General features: G+C 50.9%; 15 protein-coding genes. 7 read left to right on the forward strand and 8 right to left on the reverse strand.

Annotated features, from left to right (window positions below; translation table 11 throughout):
* Positions 1–6 precede the first annotated feature (6 nt).
* Entirely contained in the window at positions 7–1,290 is a 1,284-nt protein-coding gene (locus SH451x_RS00535) for a metallophosphoesterase family protein (protein WP_479360299.1), read from the reverse strand.
* A gap of 302 nt (positions 1,291–1,592) precedes the next feature.
* Here SH451x_RS00535 and SH451x_RS00540 point away from each other — a divergent pair, with 302 nt between their 5' ends.
* On the forward strand, positions 1,593–2,528 hold the full coding sequence (locus SH451x_RS00540; protein ID WP_479360301.1) for an SDR family oxidoreductase: 936 nt from the start codon (positions 1,593–1,595) through the stop codon (positions 2,526–2,528).
* Positions 2,525–3,334: a DUF1559 domain-containing protein gene (locus SH451x_RS00545; RefSeq protein WP_479360302.1), complete on the forward strand. Its 810-nt coding sequence runs from the start codon at positions 2,525–2,527 to the stop codon at positions 3,332–3,334. Before SH451x_RS00540 ends, SH451x_RS00545 begins: the two co-directional genes overlap by 4 nt.
* Before the next feature lie 22 nt (positions 3,335–3,356).
* On the opposite strand, the gene SH451x_RS00550 is transcribed toward SH451x_RS00545, so the two are convergent.
* The 3 genes from SH451x_RS00550 to SH451x_RS00560 form a co-directional block, all read right to left on the reverse strand.
* Complete coding sequence (locus tag SH451x_RS00550; protein WP_479360303.1) at positions 3,357–4,928, reverse strand: hypothetical protein; 1,572 nt, start codon at positions 4,926–4,928, stop codon at positions 3,357–3,359.
* A gap of 17 nt (positions 4,929–4,945) precedes the next feature.
* Entirely contained in the window at positions 4,946–6,046 is a 1,101-nt protein-coding gene (locus SH451x_RS00555; protein ID WP_479360304.1) for a DUF1570 domain-containing protein, read from the reverse strand.
* Positions 6,047–6,213: 167 nt separating this feature from the next.
* The gene (locus tag SH451x_RS00560; RefSeq protein ID WP_479360305.1) at positions 6,214–7,734 is read right to left on the reverse strand and encodes an ABC transporter permease family protein; all 1,521 of its coding nucleotides are present in this window, start codon (positions 7,732–7,734) and stop codon (positions 6,214–6,216) included.
* A 135-nt stretch (positions 7,735–7,869) separates the two neighbouring features.
* Here SH451x_RS00560 and SH451x_RS00565 point away from each other — a divergent pair, with 135 nt between their 5' ends.
* A complete protein-coding gene (locus SH451x_RS00565) occupies positions 7,870–8,868 on the forward strand; it encodes a sugar phosphate isomerase/epimerase family protein (protein ID WP_479360307.1) in 999 nt (332 codons plus the stop codon).
* A gap of 97 nt (positions 8,869–8,965) precedes the next feature.
* Here the strand turns inward: SH451x_RS00565 and SH451x_RS00570 are convergent, their stop codons facing one another.
* The 3 genes from SH451x_RS00570 to msrB all read right to left on the reverse strand — a co-directional run bounded on the left by SH451x_RS00570 (position 8,966) and on the right by msrB (position 11,433).
* Positions 8,966–9,418 (reverse strand): hypothetical protein, encoded by a 453-nt coding sequence (locus SH451x_RS00570; RefSeq protein WP_479360308.1) that lies wholly within the window; start codon positions 9,416–9,418, stop codon positions 8,966–8,968.
* A 173-nt stretch (positions 9,419–9,591) separates the two neighbouring features.
* A complete protein-coding gene (locus SH451x_RS00575; RefSeq protein WP_479360309.1) occupies positions 9,592–10,320 on the reverse strand; it encodes a hypothetical protein in 729 nt (242 codons plus the stop codon).
* Positions 10,321–10,701: 381 nt separating this feature from the next.
* Positions 10,702–11,433 (reverse strand): peptide-methionine (R)-S-oxide reductase MsrB, encoded by a 732-nt coding sequence (gene msrB / locus SH451x_RS00580; protein WP_479360310.1) that lies wholly within the window; start codon positions 11,431–11,433, stop codon positions 10,702–10,704.
* A 293-nt stretch (positions 11,434–11,726) separates the two neighbouring features.
* On the opposite strand from msrB, the gene SH451x_RS00585 reads away from it, so the two are divergent.
* On the forward strand, positions 11,727–12,869 hold the full coding sequence (locus tag SH451x_RS00585) for an ABC transporter ATP-binding protein (protein WP_479360311.1): 1,143 nt from the start codon (positions 11,727–11,729) through the stop codon (positions 12,867–12,869).
* Here SH451x_RS00585 and SH451x_RS00590 read toward each other — a convergent pair.
* Positions 12,856–14,097, reverse strand: coding sequence for an amidohydrolase family protein (locus SH451x_RS00590; protein ID WP_479360312.1), 1,242 nt, complete (start codon positions 14,095–14,097; stop codon positions 12,856–12,858). The two genes, SH451x_RS00585 and SH451x_RS00590, sit on opposite strands and share 14 nt — an antisense overlap.
* Here SH451x_RS00590 and SH451x_RS00595 point away from each other — a divergent pair.
* The 3 genes from SH451x_RS00595 to SH451x_RS00605 all read left to right on the forward strand — a co-directional run bounded on the left by SH451x_RS00595 (position 14,078) and on the right by SH451x_RS00605 (position 17,797).
* Positions 14,078–14,770 carry a DNA-3-methyladenine glycosylase gene (locus tag SH451x_RS00595; protein ID WP_479360313.1) on the forward strand — a complete coding sequence of 231 codons (693 nt, stop codon included), beginning with the start codon at positions 14,078–14,080 and terminating at the stop codon, positions 14,768–14,770. The two genes, SH451x_RS00590 and SH451x_RS00595, sit on opposite strands and share 20 nt — an antisense overlap.
* A gap of 151 nt (positions 14,771–14,921) precedes the next feature.
* Positions 14,922–16,460, forward strand: a complete 1,539-nt coding sequence (locus tag SH451x_RS00600) for a sialate O-acetylesterase (RefSeq protein ID WP_479360315.1) — start codon at positions 14,922–14,924, stop codon at positions 16,458–16,460.
* A gap of 218 nt (positions 16,461–16,678) precedes the next feature.
* Entirely contained in the window at positions 16,679–17,797 is a 1,119-nt protein-coding gene (locus SH451x_RS00605) for an NAD(P)-binding domain-containing protein (RefSeq protein ID WP_479360316.1), read from the forward strand.
* Positions 17,798–17,828 lie beyond the last annotated feature (31 nt).

Here is a 17,828-nt window from a genome sequence, read left to right on the forward strand (position 1 = left end):
GTATCTTTAGTTTGACTCCTTCGTGGCAAGATGTCCAAACCGACGAGTGCACGAGAGCAGGTCAACATTGTGGCCGCGCAACAAATCCACGCCCAGCAAGGTGGCGAGATCTAGTTCTGCGTTGCGTCGCAAGCCAGAACTTTCTTGTCCCAAAGCTGACTGCCAGAACAAGCCAGCCGGTGTTTCAGTTTCGATCATTGGCGTCAGGTTAAAATTAGTTGTCTTCGACTTTCTCGCGTCCATCGCCGTGCGCAAAAAGTCGCCAAGAATCGTGTCTTCTTCAAGCCACTTAGTTGGGAACGATTTGGGCGGCAGGACTTCGATGTCAGTCGACCAAGTGCAGGGAGAACCATGACCAAACTCACGTCGCAGCCAACCCAGCATTTCTTCAAGGGCCGCCGGTCCGACGACAGAAGCATTTTCCAAGTCCATCTGAACTTTCCAACTCACCAGCGTGTGTTTACCGCCCGATTGCGATTGAAGCTTTTGAATTCGTTTGGACATCATCGATCGAATGTCGCCCGAGATCGACATATCGTCGGCGTCGATCGTCTGTTCGCTGTATCGAAACAAGTCGCAATCAATCGCGTGAACGCGAACGGCGCCCGCTGCGTCGACTTCTACGACGTTGAATCCATGATTACCCTGCTCTTGCATAGAACGCCCTTGAGGTGTACCGCAGTAGTGAATGTGTTGGTTATCACCACCAATGCTCTTGCGATCATGTTTGCCACCCAAGGCCCAGTAGTCGATTCGTTCACCCGCGAGTGAATCACCGTCCGCTTCGCCGTATGCAATCGCGATTCGGTACAGGTCGTCGTCTTCGAAATGATATTCTGCAGCACTCACAGTCTGCCGGCCATCGCATGAACGACCAAGAAGCGTTGCCAATGGAACTCCGGCGCGACGAAATGTAACCTGTTCAATCTTACGGTCAGAGAACCGATGCACGTTGGGTGGTAGCGCGACGGCTTCGGGCCAACGGTCGGCACTGTCGGCAGATCCGCCAATCCAATAGACCGGGATATTTCGCTCATTTAGCGACTCGAATTGATCTAATAAGAATGCCGGGCCGCATGCGCCAGCAGAAATCGGATGCAACAAGTCCCCGCACAGCACAAGGAAGTCTGCATTGTCGATCAGCGCATTCTCGAAGACGGCTTCCGCAGCCTTCCAGGGGGCATCGACGATCGACGCGCGCAGATGGTCCGGTAAATCCGGCAAATCACCCAGCGGACGCTCTAGATGAAAATCGCTAGCGTGTATAAATCGAAAGGATTCCTTCCCCATGCTTCCGCTCCTACGCGTATGGCAAGCAAACTTACACGGGCAAACCGGCCCGTTCTGCAAAGGCTGGTAGTCTAGTTTAATTGGCTAGTCTGTGCCAACATCGGTTTTCTAGGCAAAATGGAGGGTTTACCAGCCTGTTTAGCTAGCTTTTCATCAGGTCGGACGGATTCTGCGCTCGCAGAAACGCTCTTGCAGCAGGGGTGATGAGGTCTCTCTATACGAGCTGCGTCTATGCTTGTCTCTTATTTTGGCGCAGAATAGCTGCAAAGTTGCATTGTCAAAGTATCAGGTAAGTTCAAATTATGGCCAAATGTTTAGTCACCGGCGGAGCCGGATTCATCGGATCTCACATCGTTCAGGGCCTCTTGGAAGAAGGACATACTGTTCGGGTGCTCGACAATTTCTGCACCGGTTTTGCAAAGAATCTTGAGGGCTTCGAGGGCGATGTCGAGCTGATCAAGGGCGATGTCTGCGACGAATCCATCGTTGAGAAAGCTGTGCAAGGGATCGAGATTGTCTTCCATCAAGCCGCCTTGGCTTCCGTGCCCCTGTCGCTTGAGCAGCCTCTGAGGTCGCACCATGCGTGTGCAACCGGAACGCTAACCATGTTGCACCACTGTGCAAAAGCGGACGTATCTCGTTTTATCTACGCGGCCAGCAGTAGCGCCTACGGTGATCAGCCCACCAGTTCCAAACGCGAAACAGATCTGCCGATGACGCTCTCGCCCTATGCGGCAGCCAAGCTGGCAGGTGAATATTATTGCCAGTCGTTTTTTCATAGCTTTGGCTTGAAGACTACGGGTATCCGATATTTTAATGTCTTTGGACCTCGCCAAGATCCTAACAGTCCCTACTCTGCTGTCATACCATTATTCGTAACACGGATTTTCAAAAACGAATCACCTGTAATCTATGGCGATGGCAAGCAGTCGCGAGATTTCTGCTACGTCAAGAACGTGGTGCATGGAAATTTGTTAGCGGCAAAGGCGGAGGGCTTGGGTGGCAAAGTCATCAATGTCGCCGATGGTCGTCAAACTACACTTTTGCAATTGCTCGAAATGTTGGCTTCATTATTAGGTGCAGAGATCAAGCCAAAATTCGAACCGGCTCGGGTTGGCGATGTGCGCGAATCGCTGGCCGACATTACGCTCGCACGTCGATTGATTGGATACGAGCCAAAGTTTGGATTAGAGGAAGGCTTGCGAGCGACTCTCGATTATTATCGCACTTGGAAATGAATGTAGTGGGTTCGACTTCTTCACGTCACGCTAGAATACCGCGGCGAGCAGTGACGCTTGTTGAGCTGCTTGTCGTTATCGCAATTGTCTCGATGCTGGCCGGTATTCTCTTGCCCGTTGTCCAGCGTGCTCGCGATGCCGCTCGCAAAACTACTTGCGAGAGTAATCTGCGTCAGATCGGTGTGGCAATCAGTGGTTACGAAATGTCTCAACGCCGACTTCCGTATGGATGTTTAGAGTGGCGTGCAACCGCCAAATCGAAGAATCGCCAGTACGCGTGGTCCGCCACGATTCTGCCCCATCTGGATAACGCGACGTTAGCGGCTCAGATCGATTTTTCAAAGCCATTTGATGATCCCGCAAACGCTGTTGCCGCCAAGACGTTGCTTTCAGTGTATGTTTGCCCGACCGTGAAACGCACGCGACAAGTTCGTGGGCCGACGGACTACGGCGGGCTGTATGGACAACGCCTGACAACAAAGCGAAATACGAACAATGGCGTGTTTATCTACGACCATTCTTTTCGCAACACGGATGTTATCGATGGCTATGCTAACACGATGTGCGTTGCGGAAGACAGTGCGGGCCCCGATGCCGAATGGATTAACGGTCGCAATGTCTTTGAGCAATCGGCAGGCATTAATGACCCAAGAGTTTGGTCTGGCGACAATGAGATAAGGTCGCTGCATACCGGTGGTGCAGAGGTTTTGTTTCTTGATGGCTCCGTTCGATTTCTCTCTCAAGAAACCGATCTAGCGACTTTGGCCGCTTTTATTACCAGAGCTGGACGCGACTTGGCAAAGTAAGTTTTTACGCATCGCTTTGTCACTACTGAGCATAGGCCGAGAAGTCATCTAACTGGTTGAACTTTTCATCGTCCGCAGCTGCTCGCGCTAGGAATTCGACGCCTTGAGCTTGAAAGGCGGCTTCACTGCTATAAAGCTTCAAGAATACTCCACGGGCTGCTAAATCGATGGCGACTTCCTTATCGAGCCCAAGATCAAGAAGAGCAACAACGATGTTCGCAGGCAGTTGGCTAGTTCCAAAAGTTTGGTTTTTGCCTTTGATTCTAAAAACTAAGCTGCCGCCTTTGTTTTCGATAAAGTTAATTACATCGGTATCCGTTAATGGAATTGCCTCTCCCGAGCCAAGCTTGTCGACAGAAGCCTCAAAGCTCTCCGAGGCAATTTTGTAAAGCTGCCCAGTACGGTCGATTCTTATACGCAGTTCTTGATGCTCCGGTTTAAGACCTTGCACGTTGAACATTTCATTGACATGTTTGTTGAACGCTTCAAAATCCTTGGCGACGATACTTTGCCGGGCCATTTGCACGAGCGTTTGCCATTGCGCCATATCGAAAGGAGCAGTTGCACTGCTCATGGGCTCCTTTGCCGCCATATCTGACGGGACGGCAGGAGTCGCGCTGTCGGTGAAGAATTTTCCGCTAGCGTCGCCCGCAATTCCGCTGCCAATTTCTGGAAGTTCGAGCGATGTTGCGGATGAAGCCGCAGCAGTTGTATTCTTGGGTGTGTCGGTCGAAGCTTGACTGGTCGGCTCGTTCGTCACCAAGTCGTCCGCGCTTCGTACTGGGGGAGTCGCGTTGATCTGGGGACGATTGTTTGCGGTCTGACCTTTAGATTTGTTCAATTGGAGGAACTGGTAGATGGCAAACCCTACCAGCACAATCGAGATCAGCGATAACGTACCGAGTGTGAGAGAATTGCGAATTGCTTTTTTACGACGGACTCGTTGTTGAATGTTAGTACCTACGGATCGCGCAGATTCTGGCGCCGTGGTCGATTGAGCATGGTACTGCGGTATCGCGTTAGATGTATTGCGCGGGTTTGAAATACCTTCTTGCAATTGCCGCAATTGTTCAAGCCGGCTCTCGGGCGTTTCTGTGGGTAACGTCGGATCTGCCGAACTTAAGAATTCACGCATCGAGAATGCGGCATGCGGGTCGCCAGTTGGAAGTATTGAATCCAAATTGTTAGCGACGGCTGTCGAAGCGACAAAGGCAGGTTCAGCCGGCAGTTCTGCTGGCTTGTTTTCCACACGAGTGGCTGTCGGACTCGATCTTTCGGCCTTTGCTTGTGCGTTTCCTACCGGCTTGCTCGCGTTAATCTGCGAGTTAAGCAAGTTGTCGTATTGCGATTTCTTTTCTTTATTCAGCAGAACGGAGTTACATTGCTGGAGAACGCGTTTTACGGAGGCAAGGTCCTCAGGCGACGTTGACGCGGCAACAGATCTAAGTTGGTTCACAGCCGCCTGCAAGGCTGCGGCGATTTCGTTGCGGTCGTCACAGAAGTTTGGCAGCGACAGGATGGAGTAGTAATTCAATTGGCTTGGTGTCAGTTCCAATTGCATCACTTTGCAAACAACTTCATTAAGTTTTGACATAGGGAAATCGTGATTCGCTAAAGTCGGGAAATCCTGCGCAGCAATTCGTTCTGAAGCGACTGAACATCTTGGCCAAAATGCTTATGAAACGTTTCGAGTCTACGTCGGGAGTCTGTCGGTGCAAGCGGAATCTCTTCGGACATCTCTTTCATGAACGCAGCGAACTCCTTTGGTTTCGACTTCATCAAGAAGTAAGTCAATGCCCACGAACGCGCATAAGCCAAACTTACCGTAGCGGGATTTGTGAATTGTTCGTCGTCCTGCACTAGTGGCGTAATCCAATCGCTTTCTGAAGCGGGAGACAAACGCTTGAACGCACTGAGTTGGTATTGATTTGTCTTTCCAATTCCACTCCAACCCCACGAGCTATTTAAGTCGGGGGACTCAAAGAACATTGCAATCCCTTCACTGAGCCAAAGTGGATTATCCGCCAATCGCACTTGCAGCCCGCTATTGTATGCGAGCTGATGGACTGCCTCATGGACGATGGTTGCCACGGTTCGCTCCGCACCAGGACGTGAGCGGATTAGTTGGATAAGAGCATTCTTGCCTAGTTGCTTGTTGGGAGCTGCAGTTGTTTGTGAGCCGGTTAAATCGTATGAGACAGTTTGATTGGTGTGCAAGTGATAGTAGCCGATCATGGCCTGCCCTTCTTGGAGTCCGTCAAGTGCTGCTTGCTCAAGGTATCCGTTTTGATTTGCGAACACGTTCACAACAAGCGGGAACTCGGGTTCGTGAAGTTCAACGCCCATTTTCCTCCAGTAGTCGTAGAAACCCTTGTACAATCTTTCGTACATTCCAACTATCCATTGAGCGTAAGCGGGCGCACCGCGATAAACAACGACAAAATGGTCTGAAGCGATGGCATGCTGATCTTTCGTTGCATCCTCGAAAGACTTGGCAAGTTCAGCAATCGCAATCGGTTCGAATATGGTGTCAGTGTTGTCCGATGTTTTTACATCTTTCCATTCGACGATCTTTAATTTGCCGGCAAAGGTCTGAAAGAGGCACCCACGATCGCGATCTACTGCCAGGACGCGTCCTTCAAGTAGGGTCGGGGCGTCGCCGGAGGGTGCGATTAAAGTCAGTTTCGTGACCGTTTTAGTAGACCAGTTCAAAGGATCGGAGTCCTGAGCGCAATTGATGGCGCAACCGAACCAGGCGACAAAAACCGAAAACGTAAAAATGACGAGAGTAGACCGGAGTATGAACATAGATTCTTTTGGTTGCTGGCTCGCTGGAATTGACGCCAGTTCGCTTTTTTTGAGACAGGCTGCCTTCTCAACTATAGCACAAATCGTCGAGTGAAAAGCAAACTAAGCAAGCTGCCAGCGGCCATGATCAACAAGATTAACCCAGCTTCGCGAAAGCGAACTGCATAGTGCAGCAAATCAAAGATCCGCATTGCCAGTGGCGTGACACCGGGTGGCAATACCAGCAGATACGAGTTTAGCTCGCCCACGCTGACTGCTGCACAAGCAATGGCAGCGAATATCGTGGGACGCCACATCGAATTTGCAATTAAGCGAAAACGTGCTCGCGACCAAGCCGAAGTTTCGAGTTGCCACATCTCGCCGTATCTTCGTTCGGTGAATAGCCACATGGGCAGCAAAAAGAAAAATGCAACCGGCATCAGTCGGAACTCTAAGCAAAAAACAGTAGGAATCAAAGTGTCGTTGTAGAGGTTGCTCCAGAGATTTTCTGGACGATTGAATATTGCCATAGCGATTTGGTTGAGCAAGGGGCCGGGCAGTGACAGCGAGACGATTCCAACCATCGCCACGGTAGCTTTCGCAAGAGTTCCGTGCCGGCAAAGAATAATGCCGATGAAGGCCCCTGCTATTGCCACGGTGCTGGCCCACAATGCGATTTGAATAGACCAGCCAATCTCCTCGCGAAAGCCTGAAATGGAGCCTATCGTCGTCGACATCGCAGTAAAAATGCTAAACGATAACGCGGGCGTTTCGTCGGCGTGCGATGCGCCAATGCCGCTTTTATGCACTATGTTGCACAGGGGAACGAATACGAAAAACGTTAGTATTAAAACCGCTATTGCTCCGGACCAATAGTTGGTGCGGTTTGAGCGGCTTCGGAAATTCCATAGCGAAGCAGAGCCGCTGTGAGAGCGGGCTTGCCCAATAGAACAGTTGCGAAGTGATATGAAGACGATGGTGGCCAGAATGACTGCGACTAAGATCGAACCTAGATCGATCATGGCAGAAGTCCGACCGAGCGAGGCGTTTAGATAGGAGGACTCGGTGAGTGTCTCTACTTGGTACAAATTGCTGATGACCATGTCCGAATTGATGAGCATGGCGCACAGCGTCCACGCGAGAACAATCCATGGCAAGAAGGTGGCAGGCATATACTTGTAAAACAGTTCGGTCGGTCTTTGGTCGATCCTCGCCTGCTCGAAAGTCTGGAAATTTGTCCTTAGAACAGCGGTTGCCAACAGTAAGAGCACTAGCGGCATCTTGGAGATTCCGTGGATCCAAGCGACGGCGAATATTGCAAGCGGCATGGACTGGGCGGTTGCAACTGGACTGATCGACAGCCAGCCATCGATCCCTCCGCTGCTGCTCCAGGCTCCCGCGATCGCGTACGGGGGCACCAGGAGAAATGCGGAGCCCAGGTACAAAATGCTGTGTCGGATGAATCCGTAGCTGATCCAGCTGAGAAGACAGAGGAGAGACCCACCCGCGACCGCTATCGTGGCTCCCAGCCCGCCCACCAGGGCCGTCTTGAACGCCGCCTGGAAAACCGGGGAAGACCAATCGAAAGTCATCGTACTCACATCAGCAGGCATAATTGGCAGGTTCGTTGGCGGCGGTTATCTTAAGGGTTCTCAATAGCTGCAAAGTTGCTGCGCGAGATCTCATCGGTATCGCATTTGTCGCAGCGTCTTCCTTTCCTTCAAGATAATCAGTGGAGTCAAAATAGTATGGCGCGGCCAGTTACACTTTTTACAGGCCAATGGGCAGACCTTGGAATTGACGAGATGGTCAAGCTGGTCAGTGATTTCGGCTACGACGGAATCGAGTTGGCATGTTGGGGCGATCACTTCGAAGTCGGAAGGGCGATTTCCGAGAGTGACTATTGCGACAACCGACGGAAATTGCTCGAAGATAATAATCTACAGTGTCACGCAATTAGCGCGCACTTGGTAGGTCAAGCGATTCTTGACCCCATCGATATCCGGCATAAGTCGATTTTACCCCCACACGTTTGGGGTGACGGAAAGCCAGAAGGCGTCACAAAACGAGCTATCGAGGAACTCAAAGATACTGCTCGCGCGGCGAAGAAGTTCGGCGTTGATGTCGTCAACGGCTTCACAGGCTCAAGCATTTGGCACCTCAACTACTCTTTCCCACCCGTCCCGCAGTCGATGATCGACGATGGGTTCAAGTTGTTCGCTGATCGCTTTAACCCCATCTTGGATGTCTTTGGCGAGTGCGGAGTTCGCTTTGCCTTGGAAGTCCATCCAACCGAGATCGCCTTCGATATCTATTCCGCTCAAAAAGCGCTGGAAGCCCTAGATCATCGACCCGAGTTTGGCTTTAACTTTGATCCTAGCCATTTGATTTGGCAAGGAATCGACCCGGTTGAATTCATTCGAATGTTCCCTGACCGCATCTATCACGTCCACGTCAAGGACGCGACGACCACTCTCAACGGCCGCAGTGGAATCCTGTGCAGTCACATCAACTTCGGCGATCCGCGTCGTGGATGGGACTTCCGCTCGCCAGGTCGCGGAAGTGTAAACTTCGAAGAGATCATCCGCGCCCTCAACGTGATCAATTACCAAGGTCCATTGAGCGTCGAGTGGGAAGACAGCGGAATGGACCGACTGTTCGGCGGTCGAGAGGCTGCGGCCTTTGTGAAGCGCATGGACTTTGCGCCGAGCAACCGTGCGTTCGATTCTGCATTCGAAAAAGAATAAGGCTGCAAAAGCCTATTCAAATATAAGCGAGGGTCGGATGGCCCTCGCTTTACTTTTTCTTGCACGACTTTAACGCGCGGTTAAAGACCAGCGTGCTTTAGTTCCATAACAACATAACGGAGGCGAGCCATGCCATTACTAATGTTGTTAGACCAAAGCAAGTGAGTCTTACCCAAAAGCGGGTTGAGCGGCTTTGCCAAACCTTGTTATCGCCGACGTTAACCTCTTGCCGCAGAAACGCTTGTCTCTGCTCAATGTCTTGAAACAAAGCTGTTTGGCTCGGTTCGAGAAGTCCATATTGTATGGACAACTCGATCACGCCATAAAGCATCTGTCGGCGGCCGATAGGGTCGATTCCTATAGCTTCAAAGAACCAGACCTGTTGACCGAATAGCAATTCGGTCTCCTCTTGCAGGTGGACGCAGCGCAGATTTTCTATCCGCGATTGATCGGGGCAAAAATCGCGTCGCAAAAGACACTTGCGTGCTTGGTCCGAGACTGCTTGCCAAATTTGACGGGGGAACTGAACGGGATCTATGCTTGGGGTCATGCTACCATTCCTAAATTAGATAGCGGCAATCCGTCCGCCTCTAAACCGGTATGCCGTGAACAGCTTTTGCATTATAGCGCAGCGACTAGGTAGAAGTCAGCAGCAAATCCGGCCGCATTTGGACGAATTTGTCCGAAATTCGTCAGAATTTTTCTGCTTGCATATTTGCCGACCTAAGGGATCGCGACAGCGGCGGCGGCGGAAGCACCAATTTGGTTCCGAATCGCGCGTTTATCATACGGTAAACGCTGGCGAAGGACGGGTGCTGGCGTGCCAGCACGGTACGAGCCCAGCGTCGACCGATCTTCCAATGGTGGTTGGAGAGTCCATTGGTAAGGCGCCAGCGGAATGGTAGTGAAAAATTTGGCGCCGGAAACTAAGGGCTGCAACATCGGGAATCGCTCGTGCCCGTGACGTTCAAGCATCGCATCCTCGAAATACAGAGGTTGATGGCAAAAACCCATTGCGACCCAGTTTTTATGATATGTCGAATATATTCCCCTGTCTGCCGCCAACGGTAAAGGCATGCTAGGAGGTAAGCTGTCGGCTGCCAAATCGTCGGGAACGTCCCCAGTTCCAATTTCGTCTTCGGCAATACTTGGGACGACCAGATCGTCCAACGAAATGGGCGGTTTTGCTACTGTCGGTTGATTGACTTTTGTCGCATCCGATTCGTCCTTGCTGCTGCGTGGAAGAGCTGCGTTAGGTAGCTTAGGCTTAGCCGCTCTATCGCTCGGTGAGGACCCTGCATCCGATGGATTGTCCGATGAGCTATCGTCTTGCAGGAATTTCACGAAACCTGTACTAGCCATGGGGCTAGCGCCACCAAATTCTGCCGCCGTGTAGACCGGTGCCAAATCTGGCGTAGCGTTGCCTGAAAATCCTTGAGCATTTGCGTTCATAGCAAAGCAGCAAGAAAGCGTAACGGCTACTGATGCAACCTTCCCGTGAGACATCCGTGTCACCTTAGCGCAAGCGTTGTTTCAAAGAGTCGACCCAAGGGGTGACCGAAGACAAAACTTCGGGGATCGACTATCTTTCAGTCTCGGTTGTTTGCGCTGGTTGACTTCAACCCTTTCTGGCGCAACTGTCTTGACCGCGTCACGGAATGGATTGCGTCTTACGTAAGCGTTAAGCTTTAGCACTTAAGACGAAATCGCTCGGTACAAGAGTTTTGTCGCTGTGTCGTTACCCAGCAGGGGACGCGGTAGACTTTGACGATTCTGCTTGTTGATCTGTTTGCCCAGACTACTCGGCTGGACAAGCATTGAAAAGCTTTAGTGCTATTCCGAAGCACCACCTGCAGATTCAGGCACCGTGGATGGTACGGCGCCACTGCTATCGTCCTGAGCGTTGGCACTAGGAAGCTCAACGTCATCGCGTTGTTCAAGCTTTAATGCTACTGAATTCATGCAATAACGAAGCCCGGTCGGAGTTTGAGGAGCATCCTTGAAGACGTGCCCCAGATGTGCTTCACAACGCGCGCAGTGGACTTCAATACGGGTATAGAGCAACTTGTTGTCTGTACTGGTGCCAATTACCTCGGGTGAAAGCGGCTGGTAATAGCTCGGCCAGCCGGTGCCCGAATCAAACTTGTTGGCCGAATCGAAAAGAGGAAGTCCGCAGCAAATGCATGTGTAAATTCCATCTTTCTTGGAATTGTGATATCCGCCTGAAAACGCTCTCTCGGTTCCATGAGCGCGGGTGACGCGGTATTGTTCCGCCGATAGTCGCTTTTTCCATTCGCGGTTCGAAATCTTTTTATAGTCGATCTCTTCTGGTTTTTTTTCTGCTTTATCCGCAGAAGACTTTTGATTGCCCATCAGATTTTTGCCTTCGTCGGACGCAATAACGTCGTTCGTAGCAACTTCAGCTGAAGTCTGATCATCGGCCCACAGCCACGGCGAGCCAGCTATAGCGGCTCCGCCAATCAGAACGGCTACGACGCTTGCAAGTCGGCGATGGCCGGACAAAAACGATCGGTTTAAAGAATCGATAAAGAAACGGATTTTCACAGCATACCTCCGGAAGATTTACAGTCCCCTAATGCGATTGACAGATGAAACTTAAGAAACGCATTTAGCAGCACGAAGTGGTACCTCGCACACCGCGATTTCGGTCGGTTTTCAACTGCCGTTCGCTTCACGCATTGCCCGGGCGCTAACGAATAATATTTCACACTACAATATACGGATGACCCAAGCCGAAAGCTCAAATTGTGATCGACTTTTTTGCGAATAGCAGGTCGGTTGAGTCTTGAACTGCTCAAATGCACACGTCCAAACAGGCCATTCCGAGTGAAGATTAAATGCTGGATATCGAGCAATTAACGACAAATCCGCAGACGAGCACCACAAACGAGCGGAATGTAATCCAGAACCTGTCGCTCCGGGCCAACGAAAATGAAATTCTCGTAATCTTGGGGGCGAGCGGCAGCGGAAAGACGACATTGTTGCGCGCGATTGCCGGATTGATCCCACTCCTGTCTGGACGAATTCAATTTAACGGAACCGATATCAGCAATTTGGCTCCATCCGCACGCGATTTGAGCCTCGTCTTCCAATCCCAAAATTTTTACGACCATTGGTCTGTCCTCAAGCATCTCCAGCACGATGCGAGACATTTGCCAGGGGATGAAAAGTCAGCTCGGATTGATAGCGTTTTGGAAAGAGTCGGCTTGAATCTCCAGTCCGCAAGATTTCCACAGCAACTCTCGGGTGGTCAGCAGCAAAGATTGGCACTTGCACGAGCCATGACAGCAGAGAAGAGCGTCGTGCTACTGGATGAACCACTGGTGCATCTTGACGAAAAAAGTAAGCAGTCACTACTGCAAATCATTCTCGACTTACGAAGTGAGCGTCGCGTCATCCTGTATGTTACGCACGATCAAAACGATGCGATGCGTTTGGCTGACCGCATCGCAGTGTTGGACGAGGGGCGAATCGTGCAATGCGAATCACCTCGTACATTGTACCATTCGCCGAACTCGTTGGTGGTCGCCGATTCGCTCGGCCCGTTTTCCATTCAAAGGTTTGGTCTTGAGAGAGGAAAAGATAAGAATTGGATTCTTTCGATCGACGGCACTACGGTCACGAACATTTCAAGTGCATCTCTTCCCGCTTTCCCGACGCTGAATCAAGTCGTGTTGGCGATGCGACCAGAATGGATTCAACTCTATCGTGCAGAAGAAAACAGGCCGGCCAGTTCTGATGCTGGAATTTGCTTCGAAGGAATCGCAACAGACATACGATTCTTGGGAGTCGCCACGGAGATCACCGTATTGCTTGGTGGCTCCAAAGCCCTGCGTATACATGTTTGTATGCAGAGCGACGAGTTCTCACGATCCCAGATAAAAGTTGGCGAGGAAGTAGACTGCTTTTTGCCGTTGCAAAAGGCGATGTATTTTGATTGCGAAACGCGCACGCGGCTTCCATTGCCTAACGGAGCGTGATCCGTCTTAAGTCGTCGGATAGCCATGTGGGATATGTCTCAGTCGCAAGTAAGGCTTCGTACAGATTTTGTTCAGCGTTGCTCTTACTGTTGCTGCCTAGATCGAATTTGATTAGTTGATCGAGTTTTAACGGTGCATTCGGTCGGAGGGGAGAAGCGAGGAATTTGCGAGGGCCTTTGGTAATCATATCCCATATTTGCGCAGGAGCGATCTGTGGGAACGATCGGTAGACTGTTCGAGCTTCGTTAAGAATCCACAAATCAGGATTGCTGGCTCGCGAGTCTGTACCCAGAAAAACGGGAATGCCACGCTTTAGGATCTCTGCAAGCGGATAATCCTGATGCTCAAAGTGCTGATGTGTTCGCGGGCAGTAAACTAAAGCCATGCGATTGCGATACTTTGCAATTAGATCCAGATCGTCGCTGCTTAAATAGTTGCCGTGAACTAGGAGTGAGCGATAGGCGGAAGCAAGAGTTTCAATAATCTCGGCGCAGGTGCGAAACTGTTGTTGTTGGCACTCAACCGATTGAAAATTGGAAATGAAATCGGCGAGGCGACCAGTCCTGTTGTCCAGCCATTGCATCTCTTCGGTGGATTCCGCGATATGCATCGCTAGCGGGGAACGGTTTGCCGCGGAATTCTTGACAACCCGTTCGATTAATGGAATCGTGGTCGTGTAAGGAGCATGAGGGCTGATTCCGATACTTGGAAATCGATCAGCGTCGCTGTGAAGGAGTTCTGCGGAGTCTTGAGTCGCATGCTGTCGTATCGGATTTACCGCAATTAATTCAGCGAAAGGTATGATGCATGCTCGGCCCTCAGGTGGGTACAGATCGCTGGAGTAATTAGTCACAATGTCAAAAATGCTTCCAATTGCTCCTTGCCGGCTGTGTTCTATGCCGAGCCGAATGGTCGCCTGGCGGAATTCCTTCAGGGCTGCGAGAGGCAATTTTTGAAGTTTGGCTCGGTGCTGAACAACAGTCTGTATCCAGTCAGAAAAGCTCCCCGTAAACTCGATGGGCGTAACAATATCACTAAGATCCAGATGGCAATGTGCATTTACGAGAGGCATGCTGATGCACGCATCTGGAAAATCAATCACGTTCCCAGTCGCACTATCGCCTATGCTTACAACTTCACCATCTACAATCGCTAAATAACCGTCGCGAATAGGCGGTTCATTTTCACCCAAGATCCAGCTAGCCCGAATGCAATACGATCCTTCCAACAGACTTAACTCCGACTTCTATTCACAGAACGCAAAGGCAGTCGCACAAAAATTGCTCGGCTGCAAACTGATTGTACGCCGATATGGCCATTGGTTGGCAGGTTGGATTGTGGAAACAGAGGCATACCTTGATCGCAAAGACCCCGCTTGCCATGCGGTACGTGGCATGACGAGGTCAAATGCTACCATGTTTGGTGAGCCTGGGCTCTTGTATGTTTACACGATCCATGCCAAGCATTGTATGAATGTGGTAACCGGGATCGAAGGAAGCGGTCAAGCTGTGTTGATTCGAGCTGTCGAACCGATCGAGGGGCTCGAGCAGATGAAGATGCATCGCGGTTGCCAAATCGAACGCGACCTTACCCGTGGCCCGAGCCGGTTGTGTCAAGCGTTAGAAATCGACCGCAGCTGGGATGGTATCGACCTGAAAACACATCAGGATATTTGGATCGAGCCCCCCGCAGTGCCACATATTCCCAAGCTTCGAATAACTAAATCATCTAGGATTGGTGTTACGAGTGCTCAGGATCTCGCTCTGCGGTTTTTCGTGGACGGAAATCGATTTGTAAGTGGCCTCCAATCTGTTCACAAACGAAGTCCCGTGCATCGGATTTCAGAAACGCCCTCATCGTCCAGCAGCGAAGCGGGCATTGTTCCCGGGCCAGCTAAATAACCAGCCAATTGGATCAGAAGAGCTCGATCTTTTGAAAACGTTCAGCGGTTGAGACAACAGGCGGCTGACGGAGGTATAATCATCCTTCAATATTCCAGTAATTTTCTTCTGGAACTTCCCACCTCTCCGCTAGTTGTTAGGGCCCGCATACATGTTGCATCTTCTAAGTTTCCTTCCTAAACCCGCCGTTCAAGGGCTTGCCTGGACAGCACTCTTCTTCGGCTGTTGCTCGACGGCGATGGCTGAATTTTCGCTTCCCAATATCTTCGGCGATCATATGGTCGTTCAAAGAGATCAAGAAAATCCAATCTGGGGCAAAGCTGATGCTAATGCGCAGGTAACCGTTACTGTCGTCGACCGCAAGGTTGAATGTACGGCTGATAGCGAAGGCCATTGGAAATGCATGCTGCCGTCGCTAGCCGTTGGCGGCCCTTACCAAATAAAGGCCACAAGCAACGGCCAGGAGATTCGCCTGACTGACGTGCTAGCTGGTGAGGTCTGGATATGCTCGGGTCAATCAAATATGCAGTGGGCCGTCGGGGGCAGCGAAGACTTTGAACTGGAAAAACTCTCGGCGAACTACCCTTCAATTCGCATGATCAATTTTCCTCAAGTCGGCTCGCAGCAAAAAGTGTGGTCCCATGACGAGCGACAATGGAAAGTCTGCAACAGTGAGAACGTGGCGGGCTTTTCTGCAGTTGGTTATTTTTTCGGTAGACAATTACACCAGAGTATGAACGTGCCAATCGGGCTGATCAATAACGCTTGGGGCGGATCTGCTGCCGAGGCGTGGGTCGATCAATCCGTTCTGCAAAGCGATGAACGCTTTAGCGCTCTAATCAAGCGATGGGAAGCATCCCAAACGCGATTCGAGGAATTGGATGCAAAAAGTGATCGCACCACGCAAGAACAAAAAGAACATGGTGATTTGAAACGAAATTTGAGCGGGAATCATCGCCCAGGAAACATCTATCACGGCGTTCTCGAGTCGCATTTGGGGTACGGTATTCGCGGCGCAATCTGGTATCAAGGTGAATCGAATGCGCAGCGAGCATACCAATATCGCGAGCTGTTCCCCCTGATGATTACCCATTGGCGTGATCGATGGGGACAAGGCAATTTCCCGTTCTACTGGGTCCAATTGGCGGATTATCAGACGGAGACAACCGGGCCCGAAGAAAGCGCGTGGGCAGAACTCCGCGAAGCACAAACAATGACCCTAGATCGACTTGAGCATGTAGGTCAGGCAGTCATCATCGACATCGGCGAAGGAAAGGATATTCATCCTCGAAATAAGGTTGAAGTTGGAAGACGCCTCGCACGACTAGCACTTCGCAATGAATACCACTATCAAATTGCAGCCGAATCTCCTCGTTTTGAATCAATGGAAACCGAGGGAAACGCCGCCATACTGAAATTCTCGAACTTGGGAGAAGGTTGGCGTCCATTCGACGTTGACACCCCGCTAGGATTTACGATCGCTGGCGAAGACAAAGCGTTTGTCGATGCGGATGTGACTATATTGGAAGACGGACGCTTGAAGGTTACAGCGGACGGAGTTTCCGAGCCAAAGTCGGTGCGATATGCATGGGCCAACAATCCAATCGTAAATATGTTCAATAAGAGCGATTTACCACTTACGCCTTTTCGAACAGATGATTGGCAAGGAGCAACGGCGAACAATCAGTAAGCAACTCGAGCCCCGTCAGATTTATGACTGGCGTAAAGGTTCTGCGTGGCCATTGCGCCAGTGTTACCTGCCCCCACAACTCAGCCACATCCAGCCGTTTCGATCAGAGATCGGCTGTTCGATTTGACTGATCCACTCAATCCGCGGATATTGGAAATAGGCTGCCTTCATCGGCAGCCTATTTCGTTTACCCTTCATGACTACAGTTGACGAACAAAATGACCCACCGATCCAATATGTTAGATGTGGCAATCGTAGGTGGAGGTCCAATAGGGCTCGAGTTAGCAGCAGCGATGCAGCGGCTCGGCATAACCTACGAAGTTTTCGAAGCTAACCAGGTTGGACATACTATCTCTTGGTGGGCGCCGCAAACCAGGTGGTTCAGTAGCAATGATCGTATCTCCATTGCTGGAGTTCCACTGGAATCGACTGACCAGACGAAGGCCACTCGCGAACAGTATCTTGCCTACCTGCGCAGCGTCGTCCGCCAGTTTGGTCTCAATGTTTCGGTCTACACACGCGTCACGGGAATGAGCGGAAGTTTTGAAAAGGGTTTCTCACTGACGCTCCAATCGCCGACGGCCGTTCGTTCAGCCAAATGTCGCAACATTGTGCTCGCGGTCGGGGGGACGGACAGACCAAAGCGACTGAATGTTCAAGGCGAAGAACTGCCGCATGTCGATAGCTATTTCCGAGAGCCGCACTGCTACTTCGATCGAAACGTCTTAATCATCGGCGGTAGAAACAGCGCTGTTGAAGCCGCGTTGCGAGCAAACCAATGCGGCGCAAAAGTCTCCTTAAGCTACCGCCGCGAATGTCTGCCTAAGGAAAGCATTAAATACTGGTTATTGCCCGAAATCGAGGGACTGATACGCAGCGAGAAGATTAAAGCGTATTTCAACACTTTACCGCTTCGCATTGAATCCGACCGAGTTGTCTTGGCAAATTCCCATGCAGTTCCAAAAACTGATGGCTGCCTCCAGAAGGAGGGGGCAAGCGATGAGATTGAAGTACTCGCTGATAATGTGTTGAGTTTGATTGGGTATGAGCAAGATAAGACGCTCTGGAAATTATGCGGCGTTAACTTAGTCGGCGAATCAGAGCGGCCGGAGTTTGATCCAGAAACGATGATGACCAACGTCTCAGGAATTTACGTTGCCGGTACAGCCGTCGCAGGAACTCAGAGTAGCAAGTACCGAGTGTTTGTAGAGAATTGTCACGACCATGTTCCCATTATTGTTAGAGCAATAACCGGAAAAAGCTTCACCGACAGTCCGTTTGTGCAAAGAAGAGCACCGGAGTTTGAATCGCAAATCGAAGCTATGCCAGAGAGCTGACCAGTTCGCACGTGGCTGGGCAAAAATAGCT

It is taken from the genome of Njordella aestuarii (genome assembly GCF_056494165.1).